Source organism: Candidatus Zixiibacteriota bacterium (genome assembly GCA_020853795.1).
Taxonomy (GTDB): Bacteria; Zixibacteria; MSB-5A5; order CAIYYT01; family CAIYYT01; genus JADJGC01.
On sequence record JADYYF010000210.1, the window covers coordinates 1 to 11,655 of the forward strand.

Sequence of the window (11,655 nt, forward strand, 5' to 3'; positions counted from 1 at the left end):
GTGGGACTTCGGGTATCACCACACTCACGGCCAGTGCCGGCCCGAACACGGTCAACTACAGCGGGGCGGTGCAGACAGTGAAGGCCACCACCTATCACCATCTCACCCTGAGTGGGAGCGGCGCCAAAACTATCACCAATGTAAGCACCATCAACGGTAACCTCACGCTGGCGGGAACGTGTTCCGCCGCTGCTGCTGAGGACATCAACATCGCCGGTAACCTCACCGTCGAACCCAGTGCGACGTTCGCCACCAGTTCCTTTACCCTCGACCTCAAGGGTAACTTCGACAACAACAACATTGTCATCGTTTCGGGCGGAGCCATCACACTAACCGGTACGGCCGATCAAGCGATCGGCGGGAGCGCGACCACGATTTTTGGTGACCTGATCATCAACAAGGCCGGCGGTGCGGTTATGGTCAACACCAGCTTCTGTGTAAGCGGGGTGCTAACACTTGCCAGTGGCAATATCAACACGGGAGCAAGGGTTGTCACAATCACTTCGACAGGAAGTGTATCGCGCACGAGCGGCCATGTTGTTGGAAATCTCAGAAAGCAAGTCTCGGCCGGATCGCCATCACAGACTTTTGAAATCGGCTTTGCAGGCAGTTATTGTCCACTGACCGCATCGTTCTATGGAGTAACATCCAGCGGTGACTTAACCGCAAGTGTGATCGCCGGAGACTACCCCAATATTGAGAGTTCATCAATTGGCAGTTCCCAGAGTGTCAATTGCTACTGGGTTCTTGTGAACAGTGGAATCAGTTTCACAAACTATGACGCGACTTTCGGCTTCAATACAGGAGACACTGACTCCGGAGCCGATGCGAGTCTGTTCAAAGTGGGCCAATACGCTGCCGGCATCTGGGACTATCCGGTCATGGGCGTGAGAACCGCAAGCAGTTCAGAAGCAACGTTTCTGACTGGATTCGGCGATTTCAGCCTCGGAGAGGATCGTCCGGACCCGCCCGTGCTTGCCGCTATTGATTCGCTTCTGGTATCGGAGGGTGATACGCTTGCGGTCAGTGTCGGCGCGACCGATCCTGATGGTGACAGTTTGATCCTGTTCGTTGAAGCCCTGCCCGCGAACGCCGCCTTCAGTGACAACGGCAACGGGACCGGCACATTCAATTTCAATCCGAGCTTCACTCAGGCGGGCGTCTACAATGTCACGTTCATTGCTTCCGATGGGTCTCTTGCGGACAGTGAACTCGTTGCGATCACGGTGATCGATGCCGGCAATCAACGGCCGATACTGGCCGACATCGATTCGCAGTCAGTATCGGAGGGCGACACGCTGGCGCTTGAAGTTAGTGCGATTGATGCGGATGGTGACAGTCTGATTCTCACGGCGGAGGGCCTGCCTGCGAACGCCGGATTCATAGATAACGGGGATGGGACCGGGCGCCTCAATTTCAGTCCCGACTCTACCGAGGCGGGAGTGTACAGCGTTACCTTTATCGCTTCTGATGGAGCGCTGGCAGACAGTGAAACGGTTGCGATCACGGTCAACCCACCTGATTCAGTCACCATCTCCGGCAATGCGGGAGTCGGCGGTGCGATCCTGAGTTACGTTGACGGTATATCAATGAGCGACACCGCCGATGGCGATGGCAACTACTCACTCAACATACCATACGACTGGAGCGGCACAGTAACACCAAGCAAAGCCGGATACGACTTCACTCCAAGCGATCGGGTCTATGCCAATGTCTCAGCGAACCAGGCCAACCAGGATTTTGCGGCCTCGCTGATACTGGAGGTCGGGGAGGACGATAACAATCCAGTCCCGGGTGAATTTTGCCTTGCTCAGAACTATCCGAACCCGTTTAACCCGACTACAACGATTGAATTCAGCGTACCGCGGCGTTCACAAGTGGTAATCGACATCTATAACCAACTCGGACAGACTGTACGGAGCCTAGTTGATGAGGAGAAGACGGCAGGCGTCTACCGAATCACGTGGGATGGTACGGATACAAGCGGTCGGCCACTAAGCTCTGGTGTCTATCTATATCGTATCACAGCTGGCGATTTCGCGCAATCTAAGAAGATGCTACTGCTGAAGTAAGAATTGAAGCATCTGCGCCGTGAATTGTCGCAGAGCCGATGCGATGAGGCGCAGCTTTAGTTTACACGCAGCGCCGATCGCGGCAAGCTTCGGCCACGCGGCCAATGCCGAGCCACAGAGCCGCATCGCGCAAAATCGCCACAATCTGCTCGGGTGTAAATCGCTTTCTGGCTATCCGGATACTCTTCTTCCTGCCAGCGAGACTAACATTCCTCCGGACCAGTCTTTAGGGGTAAGGTCACTGGCACGAGTGGTTGTGGCGTTTGCTGTTCACACGGGAATGCGGCGCGGCGAGATTCTTGGTCTGAAATGGCAGGATGTCGATCTGGAGCAGGGGATGATCTTTGTTCGTAATACAAAGAACTGCAGGGTCATGCATCGCTGGCGATGACGCTGTTTTATGCCAGCGTGCGGTGCAGCGGAAACGGAAGGCGATTGAGTGTCTGCCGAAATGGAGTTGGCACAAATCTGGCACAAAAAGTTGGAGCGCCGGAGCGGGAGATTTGTTAATATACTGGTAGTCAACAGGTTGGGACGTGCGGAAGAGGATGAGATCCGGTGGTCTCCGCGGACTTCAAATCCGTTGGCGGGTGCTTGCCATCCGCGGTGGGTTCGACTCCTACCCCTTCCGCCAATATTCTTCTACATTATATAGGTGTTGATGCGTGTAACCCGTCGATCGTGGAGGGGTTGTTTCTGGGGCGGGCGATACTGATCGCTCCAACGGCATGGAAACTGACGGCGAAGTTGACTAATTGGAACATTGAATTCAGCGATGTCCGGAGACCGGAAGCTCAGCAGCAATCAGTGAGACAAACAGCGAAGCTGAGTCCGCGGAAGGTCGAATTGAGCGATCTCTGGACTCGAGAAATCTAATCGCAATGAGTGATACAAATCCCCTCAGAGAGTTGCCCTCGGTCGAGCAGTTGTTGATTTCGGGTGAATTTGACGCCGAGATCAACTTGCTCTCACGTCCGCTTGTAGCCAATGTGATCCGAGTTGTGTTGCAAGAGGTTCGGGAAGATGCGGAGGAAGGTAAACCAGTCGGGGCTACTGCGGAGATCAAGAGGCGAATCCACGCCGGCTGCCGTCGGCTGCAACAACGCCGCTTCACGCGCGTCATCAACGGCAGCGGCGTGTTGATCCATACGAACCTGGGACGCGCGCCGCTTGGTGAAGAGCTCTTGCGGCGCGCCTTCGACAATCTCAAAGGCTATTCAACCCTGGAGTTTGACTTGATCTCGGGCAAGCGCGGTCAGCGCGGCTCGTTCCTGTCCTTTCTGCTCGAGCAACTGACCGGCGCCGCGTCCGCGATGGCGGTTAACAACAACGCCGCTGCGCTCTTTTTGATCCTCAACACATTTGCCAACAGGCGAGAGGTGATTGTCTCGCGCTCCGAGCTGGTCCAGATCGGCGGTGGCTTCCGGATTCCCGACATCATCCGTCGCGCCGGCGCGCGGCTGGTCGAGGTCGGCACCACAAATCAGACAAGGCTGCGTGACTTCGAAGAGGCGATCACCCCGAAAACGGCGATCATCTTGAAAGTCCACCAATCGAATTTCCGTATCCAGGGCTTCGTCGAAGAGGTGACTCCGGCGGCATTGGCCAAGCTGGCCTCGACCAGGAGTCTCATCTCGGTATTCGATCTCGGATCCGGGGCATTTTTGCAGACGGAGAGGTTCGGCATGGAAGCGGAGCCGACGATTCAATCGGCAATCAGCAGCAATTCGACGCTGACCTGCTTCTCCGGCGACAAGCTTCTGGGCGGGACGCAGGCCGGCATCATTCTGGGCGATCGCGAAGGCGTCAGCGCCTTACATCGCAATCCACTCTATCGCACACTGCGACTGGACAAACTGACGCTGGCCTTGCTCGAAGAAGTCGCGCTGGTTTACCTGCGCGGTGAGCAGAGCGAAGTTCTGCCGCTCTGGCGGGCCATTGCGACCGATGTTGCCGAACTGCGCGGTCGGGCCGAGCGGATTGCCGGCGCGATCGATGCAGTGAAGCTGGGGGTGTCGATTAAGGCATCAACGGCGACACCCGGCGGCGGATCACTCCCGGGTGGAACCCTGGACTCGATCGCTCTGGTTCTCAGGCCTCCAGTCAGAATGTCGCGATTGCCGCGCCTGCTCCTCGATGCCTCTCCGCCGCTGATCGGGTACCTCAACAACGACGAGTTCTTCCTGGACCTGCGCACGATTGATCCGGCTGAGGATAAGGACGTAATCGCCATACTGCAACAGATCGCCGCATGTATACCATAGCGACGGCGGGACATATCGACCACGGCAAGTCGTCGCTCGTGCGCGCGCTTACAGGTATCGATCCTGATCGCCTGCCGGAAGAGAAAGCGCGCCAGATGACCATCGAGTTGGGTTTCGCGCACTTTCGCCTGTCGAGCGGGGAGGAGGTCGGGATTATTGATGTTCCCGGCCACGAGCGATTCATCAAGACCATGATCTCCGGTGTCGGCGCGCTGGACCTGGTGATGTTCGTGATCGCCGCTGACGACGGCTGGATGCCGCAATCGGAAGAACATCTGGCAATCCTCAAGTATCTCGGCGTTGAGCGCGGTTTCATCGTCCTGACCAAGGTTGATTTGGTCGCGGCGGATTGGAGCGAAATGGTGAAGGTCGACCTGGCACAGCGGACGATTTCCAGTTTTCTCAAAGGTTGCCCGATTATCGAATTCTCTGCGACCGACAATCGCAATCGCGATCTCATCCGGGCGACCATCGAGCAGATGCTTCACCAAACACGCCGCCGCGAACCGACTCGATCCGCGCGTTTGGCCGTTGACCGGGTGTTCAGCGTTGCGGGAACCGGCACGGTTGTGACCGGCACTTTGCGTGAGGGAACTCTGGCCGTTGGGCAGGAGATCCTCATCCATCCGGGGCAGCGCAGGACCCGCGTGAAGAGCCTGGAGAGCTTCAACGCGCAGCTGGACATTGCCGATCCCGGCATCCGCCTCGCTGTCGGCCTGCAGTCGCTGGAGCGCGTCGAGATCGAGCGCGGCGATACGCTGTACTACCCGGCGGATATGACGCCGGGGTCAATCGTCGGGGCGGTTTTGAACATTGAGGCGAACGCTGCGCGGCACGTCAAACATGGGCGCCAGTTGACCTTGCTGCATGGGACCGCGGAGACCGAAGTCTCGCTACAGTTGCCTGCGGAGCCAACCTACGACGGCAGCGGCGGATTGATTGCCGTGCTCAAGGCGGAGCAGCCGCTTCTATTCGAGGCCGGCGATCGATTTATTGTGCGGCTGGTGACGCCGTCGCTGCTGGTCGGCGGCGGCCGGATCATCGATCCCATACTGACAAACTACCGTCGTCGTAATGAGAACTTGTGGCGAAGTCTGCAACGCGCAGCCGGGCTTGGTGTGCGGGCGCTGCTCGAATATTCGTTATCGCGACAATTGATTGTAGATCGCCGGCGGTTGTTGGTTCAATCAGTGTTTTCCGAATCAGAAGTTGCCGCTGCAGTGGAACAGATGTTGCGCGAGCATCAAGTCATTCAACAAGGCGACGAGGTGATTCTGGCAAGGGAGTGGGAGGCGGCGCAGGGCCTGATCTTGACCGCAATGGAGGAATTTCACCGCGCCAGTCCGCATCAGGCTGCGGTTGCGTTGGCGGAGTTGAGTTCCAAGGTTGCTTTGCCGGGCAAGCTGCTCAGCCTGGCGCTGGATGAGTTGATAGTGCGCGGCAAGCTGCTGCGCCGCGAGTCCGGCGTCAAACTTGCGGCTTACAGCGCGGAACTCAGCTCGACGCTTCAAGCCTTGCGGCAGCGGGTGGAGTCGTTGTTGGATGCCAGTGAGATTGCCGTACTCACCCGCGACGAGTTGTTTGCCCTCGACAAGGAGGCACGCAAAGTGTATACATTCCTGCGACAGAACGAACTAATCATTGACGCCGGGGGGACGGTGTTTCTGCGCGCAAATTTCGAGAAGCTGGCCGGCGCGATCGTGAGCCATCTTGAAACCCACGGCAAGATCTCGGTGGCCGAGGCCCGTGACTTAACTCGCTCCTCGCGCAAAGTTGTGCTGCCAGTGCTCGAAGAATTGGATCGACGGAAAATCACCAAACGGGTCGAGGATTATCGGTACTTATGCGAATGACAACGCTGAAAACGCTGATCTTTGGCGGGCGGATCTACACAATGGAAGCCAGACTGCCGGTCGGCGACGCCATGATCGTGGCGGGCGATCGCATCGAGTGGATCGGGAGCATTGCCGAATTGTCGGCGGTGCCGTCGGATGCTTACAAGCTCATTGATCTGGGCGGACGCGTCGTTGTTCCCGGTTTCATCGATTCCCACACGCACCTGGTCTTCTGGGCGTTGTCGCGCGTGCAGATTGATTTGGACGGTGCACGGTCGTACGAAGAGGCGTTGGAACGTATTCGCAAGTTTCTCAAGGCGAACCCGCCGCGCCCGGGCGCCTGGGTCATCGGCAAAGGTTGGAAGAAAGAGCAGTGGCGCACCATTCGCTGGCCGCATCGACGCGACCTTGATCGCATTATCCGTAGCCACCCGGTTGCGATCTATTCCAAGGACGAGCATCAGATGTGGGTCAACACCATGGCACTGAAGATGGCGGGCATCACTGAAATGACTCCCGACCCCGACGGCGGTGAGATCAAGCGCGACCCTGACGGCACTCCGACAGGTGTGCTGAAAGACAAGGCCGACGTCGCCATCTGGAGCGTCTACCGTCAGCCGTCGGCGGCGCAGATGAAGCCGGTCATGCAAGCGGCGTTTGAGGAGCTCTATCGCCGCGGCTGTGTTGCGGTGACGTCATTCGACTCGCTGAGTGGCCATGAGATGCTGCAGTACCTTGATGTCGGCGGGAATTTGCCGGTCCGGGTCAATTACTACTTCCCAGTGACCGTGCTGGACGAGGTCATCAAGCTAAAGCTGCGCAGTGGTTACGGCTCGGATTTTCTGAAGGTCGGCGGGATCAAGATCTTCTCCGACGGCGCGCTCGGATCGCAAACGGCCCTCATGCTGAAGCCGTTTCGCGGGCAGAAGCATAACTGCGGCATCGAGGTCACCTCGCGCACGGAATTGACGAGCCTGATCCGGCGGGCCACGCGCGCCGGGCTGGCATGCGCGATTCACGCCATCGGCGATCGCGCCAACCGCAATGTTCTCGATGCTTACGAGATGGTGGGTCGGCATGCATCGGCGCGCCACCGTCACCGTATCGAGCACTGTCAAATTGTCAATGCCACTGACTTGCCGCGATTCAAGCGCCTGGGTGTGATAGCTTCGGTACAGCCCAGTCACGCCACGGCCGATATAGACATTATGAAACGCTATCTCGGCAATCGCCGCAAAGACTCCTATCGGATGCGGACACTCACGCGCCTCGGCGTGCCCCAGTGTTATGGCTCCGATGCGCCCATCGAGGAATTGCACCCGCTGCACGGCATCTATGCGGCGGTGACGGGCAAGCCGGTCGGAGGGGCGGAGTGTTTCAATCGCAGCGAGACTGTCACCGTTGAGCAGGCGCTGCGCGGTTTTACGATTGCAGGCGCAGCCGCCGTCGGCGACGGCGCCGTCCGCGGCAGCTTGGCGCCCGGGAAGCTGGCGGACTTTGTCGTCCTGAACCGCGACATCTGCCGCAACCGGCCGGAAGACCTCTTGCGCACTGAAGTGGTGGCGACGTTTATTGGCGGCGAGCTCAAGTATGCTGAGAGCGGATTTCTCAGCGAGTCATAGATTGGGAGGGATTCCAATGTCACGATTCAGAATGTTGATTCTGGCCGGGCTCTGCCTGACGGGAGCAGTCCAAGCCGCGACTGTAAGCAAGCTCTATGTGCCCTACAGTGTCGGCAACAACGCGACGGCGATCTTCGGGATTGAGTCAGCCATGTTGATTAACCAATTCTCCAGCAACTTCGAGATCGGCCTGGCGGTTGCCAATGCCGATTCCAGCGAAGTCTGGCTTTTCGGCGATCACAGCAATTACTGCAACGTCGTTACCACCGTCTCGGATCGACTCGTGCGGACATTTGATGCGGGGCTGATCGCGGCCAAGGCCTGTTTCAGCCCCGATGGCAAGTACTGCTTCGCGATTGGTCGCGCGGCGGACAAGCCGGATCCGGTTCTGATGGCAATTGACCGCGGCACTTACGAAGCGCTGTATGCGATCAGTGGCTTTGGCGTGCCCGCAGCGGCGACGGTCGCACAAGATTCACGGTTTCTTTACGTTGCTTCACGCAGTGACGGTGTCGTAGCGAAGGTGGCGATTCCCAGCTTCCAAATCGTTAAGTTGATTGCCGTCGGCCAGGAACCGACAGATCTGCAGATGAGTTCGGACGGCAAGCTGCTGTTTGTGCTGTGCCAGGGGTTGGCCGGCGGCAAACGGGGCGGAGCACAGCTGGTTGTTGTTGACTTGAACACCGATCGGCCGACCTGGATTCACAATGACATCGGGCGCGCGCCGCTGTCGCTGGCGCTGGACCCGGCGGTCAGCCGGTTGGTGATCACTTACGCCGAGCCGCAAACGCGGCCGCAGGCAAACGTGCGCATTTTCCACATCGAGAGCAACGGCGATCAGTTTGAATTCACTCCGGCCGGCGGCTTTCTCCACGGCGTGGCTCCGGCTAACGGGGTCATCGTCGGTGCTGCAAATCTCTGGCTCGGCACCGATCACGATGCCGGTCTGGCCTGGCTTGATCTGACCGACGAGGGCACGAAGTCGGTGCCGGAAGTACTGCAAGCCGCGCGGCCGCGCGGAGTCGCCGTCGTGCGCATGGACGTTGACGCCCGGATCGCGGAATTGCAGTCCAATATGGCCGCCATGCTGGAGGCAACCGAGGTCGCCGACAGCTACCTTGATCTGGCCTACTTGCACAGCACGGCCGGGCGAACTAACGATGTCGTTGCCAGCTACAACAAGGTCATCTCGTCCTATCCGCAGAGTCTGGCGGCGATTGTCGCCGGGCTGCGCATGAGCGACATCACGCACCGCGAGGCGTTGTATGCCCAATCCGCAGAGTACGGCCTGACGGCGCTGCAGAACTACGCGGATTACCTGACCGACTCGGCGGACAAGCGGACGCCGCCGCAAAATGACGTGCTGGTCACGCTTGATCGCATCGCGCTCTACGCTAGGGAATCAAAGCGCGACTATCTGAAGCAGCTTGCGGAACGCTTCCTAAAGATCTCGGCTCAGAACTCACAGTTGCCGGAAATGTTCTATAACCTCGGGTATCAACTGCAGCTTCAGGACGACAGCAAATTGGCGAAGCGCTGCTTCCTTGAAGCCCAAAACCGCATCGGTGCAATGCAAGATCGCATGTCGATGCTGACGCTTTCCGCCAAGCTGGCGTTGGTCAACGGCGATGCGGCGGCAGTGTATCGGCTGCGCGATCGCCGTGATGCGCCGGTCATCGACGGGCTGATTGATGAGTGGCAGAAGACGCGGGCGTTGACTCTCAGCGGCGACGGTGGCTACGTTTACGGCCCCGCGCTCTGGACCGGCGTCAACGACTTGTCGGCGTCACTCTACTTTGCGGTGACCCGCACCGATCTGCTGATTGCCGGCAACATTCTTGACAATGCGCTGGTATCGTTTGCGAGCGGGCAAGGCGACGGCATCAATTTCTTCATTGATTTGCGCCCGGAATCGGCCAGTCTGTTTACCCGACGGGGCGATTGGGGCGATGGCTGCTTCAAGATCACGATCGATGCGCCGACGGCGATAATCCCCAAGGCGCGACTGCGCATGAGTGCGGACGCGAGTTACGAGATCGGCAGCGTGTCCTCGGCGGGCGGCTACACCTTCGAGGCACGCATTCCGCTCGCGGCCTTTGGCGAATGGTACAACTCCAACACCAAGAGTTTTGGCCTTGGTGTCGAAATTCTGGACTATGATTTGGCTGACAGTCCCGCGTTGATGAAGGCGCTCGGATTCTTGCAGCCGACGCGCGATCCAGGCGCGGCACCGGATCCGCTGTTGTTTGGGCTGATTGAGCGGTAATTCCGGGGCGGGGCGAGGCAACAGACAAGTCGACGGGTGCGTATTATGGGTGGCGGAGGTGAAGTCGGGCTGTTTTTGTTGACGCGAATCTCCAGTTTAGCTTTCTTGAGCCGTGACTGTAATCCCGATCCGGCCAAACCGGGCTTCTGCGCGGAGAGTGCCATGAAATTCTGCAAGATTCTCATTGTGTTGGTAACCGCACTCATGATGTGGGCGCCGGTGGTGCGGGCCGGAAGCGTCAAAGTCATTACGATCGACGGGCCGATCGGCGCGATCACGCTCAAGCATTTCGAGCGCGCACTCAAGCAGGCGGAGTCCGATGATGCCGCCGCACTTATCGTTAAACTCAATACGCCGGGCGGCGTCATGGAAACGACGCTGCGGATCACTACGGCGATCATGAATTCAACAGTGCCGGTTATCGTCTGGGTGGCTCCGTCCGGTGGGCGAGCCGCCTCGGCAGGCGTCTATATCACTTATGCCGCGCACGTGGCGGCGATGGCGTCCTCGACAAACATCGGTTCGGCGACACCGGTGTCGATGGGTGGGGAAATGGACTCGGCGATGGTGAAGAAGGTCGTGAACGACGCGGTCGCCAATCTGCTCGGATCGGCTGAAAAGCGCGGCCGCAACAAGACCTGGATCGAGCAAGCCGTGCGGCAGGGCGCCAGTTTGCCTTACTACGCCGCGGTTGACTCCAACGTCGTCGATTTTCTGGCGGAAGATATGGACGAGCTGCTGGCCAAGGCTGACGGCCGGGTGGTGGAGACACGGGACGGAAGCGATACTCTGCATGTCGCCGGGGCAACGCCCGAGGATGTCTCCAAGACCTTTGCCGAGCAGGTGCTCGAAGTCCTCACCAATCCGAATATCATCTTCATTCTTTTTTCACTGGGCTCGCTGGGACTGGCGATCGAGTTGTACAATCCGGGCGCGATCTTCCCGGGGGTCGTCGGCGCGATCTGCATTATTGTCGCCTTGTTCGCTATGCAGACGCTGCCGATCAACTACGCCGGCTTGGCGCTGATCATCCTGGCAATCGTGCTCTTCTTGCTCGAAATCAAAGTCACCAGCTACGGCATGCTGACCGTCGGGGGTATTGTTTCGCTTTTCCTGGGAGGGCTGATGTTAATAGACAGTCCCGAACCGACCCTGCGCATCTCGCTGTCGGTGATCATAACGGTTACGTTGTGTGTGGCCGCATTTCTTGTCTTCGCAGTCGGTCATGTCATCAAGTCGTATCGGAAGCAAGTTACCACGGGATATGAGGGTCTGATCGGCCAGATCGGCAAGGTCGCGGAGCGGATCGATCGCGAGGGTATGGTCTATATTGCCGGGGCGCTCTGGAAGGCGGTCGCCGATGAAGCGATCGAGAAGGGCGCGCCGGTCAAGATTGTCTCCGGTCAACACCAAATTCTGAAAGTCGAAAAGTTGTCTGATTCCAAGGAGGGATAAATGCCCGCAGCTTATGTGCCAATTATCGTCGTCGTCGTTTTCTTCTTGTTCCTGTTGCTGAACGCGATCCGCGTTCTGCAGGAATATGAGCGCGGCGTGATCTTCCGGCTCGGCCGCATGATCGGCGTCAAGGGGCCGGGA

The 11,655-nt window shown here is 58.5% G+C and carries 8 protein-coding genes and 1 tRNA gene; all 9 read left to right on the top strand.

Annotated features, from left to right (window positions below; genetic code table 11):
- On the top strand, positions 1-2,072 hold a 2,072-nt coding region (locus IT585_15270; GenBank protein MCC6964612.1), incomplete at its 5' end, for a T9SS type A sorting domain-containing protein.
- Between the two features lie 43 nt (positions 2,073-2,115).
- Positions 2,116-2,463 carry a tyrosine-type recombinase/integrase gene (locus IT585_15275; GenBank protein ID MCC6964613.1) on the top strand — a complete coding sequence of 116 codons (348 nt, stop codon included), beginning with the start codon at positions 2,116-2,118 and terminating at the stop codon, positions 2,461-2,463.
- 149 nt (positions 2,464-2,612) lie between these two features.
- Positions 2,613-2,706: transfer RNA gene (locus IT585_15280), tRNA-Sec, on the top strand.
- A 247-nt stretch (positions 2,707-2,953) separates the two neighbouring features.
- Entirely contained in the window at positions 2,954-4,336 is a 1,383-nt protein-coding gene (gene selA / locus IT585_15285; GenBank protein MCC6964614.1) for an L-seryl-tRNA(Sec) selenium transferase, read from the top strand.
- Positions 4,324-6,189 carry a selenocysteine-specific translation elongation factor gene (gene selB / locus IT585_15290; protein ID MCC6964615.1) on the top strand — a complete coding sequence of 622 codons (1,866 nt, stop codon included), beginning with the start codon at positions 4,324-4,326 and terminating at the stop codon, positions 6,187-6,189. Before selA ends, selB begins: the two co-directional genes overlap by 13 nt.
- Positions 6,180-7,793 (top strand): amidohydrolase, encoded by a 1,614-nt coding sequence (locus IT585_15295; GenBank protein ID MCC6964616.1) that lies wholly within the window; start codon positions 6,180-6,182, stop codon positions 7,791-7,793. The genes selB and IT585_15295 overlap by 10 nt, the downstream gene beginning before the upstream one ends.
- A gap of 16 nt (positions 7,794-7,809) precedes the next feature.
- The gene (locus IT585_15300) at positions 7,810-10,059 is read left to right on the top strand and encodes a hypothetical protein (protein ID MCC6964617.1); all 2,250 of its coding nucleotides are present in this window, start codon (positions 7,810-7,812) and stop codon (positions 10,057-10,059) included.
- Between the two features lie 162 nt (positions 10,060-10,221).
- A complete protein-coding gene (locus IT585_15305; protein MCC6964618.1) occupies positions 10,222-11,514 on the top strand; it encodes a nodulation protein NfeD in 1,293 nt (430 codons plus the stop codon).
- Positions 11,515-11,655: slipin family protein (locus IT585_15310; protein MCC6964619.1), on the top strand; the 141-nt coding region annotated here is incomplete at its 3' end.

Excerpts from the sequence above, each read along its gene's own strand:
- IT585_15305 (MCC6964618.1), top strand. The coding sequence starts at position 10,222 with ATGAAATTCTGCAAGATTCTCATTGTGTTGGTAACCGCACTCATGATG.
- selA (MCC6964614.1), top strand. The coding sequence starts at position 2,954 with ATGAGTGATACAAATCCCCTCAGAGAGTTGCCCTCGGTCGAGCAGTTG.
- IT585_15300 (MCC6964617.1), top strand. The coding sequence starts at position 7,810 with ATGTCACGATTCAGAATGTTGATTCTGGCCGGGCTCTGCCTGACGGGA.
- IT585_15295 (MCC6964616.1), top strand. The coding sequence starts at position 6,180 with ATGCGAATGACAACGCTGAAAACGCTGATCTTTGGCGGGCGGATCTAC.
- IT585_15275 (MCC6964613.1), top strand. The coding sequence starts at position 2,116 with ATGAGGCGCAGCTTTAGTTTACACGCAGCGCCGATCGCGGCAAGCTTC.
- selB (MCC6964615.1), top strand. The coding sequence starts at position 4,324 with ATGTATACCATAGCGACGGCGGGACATATCGACCACGGCAAGTCGTCG.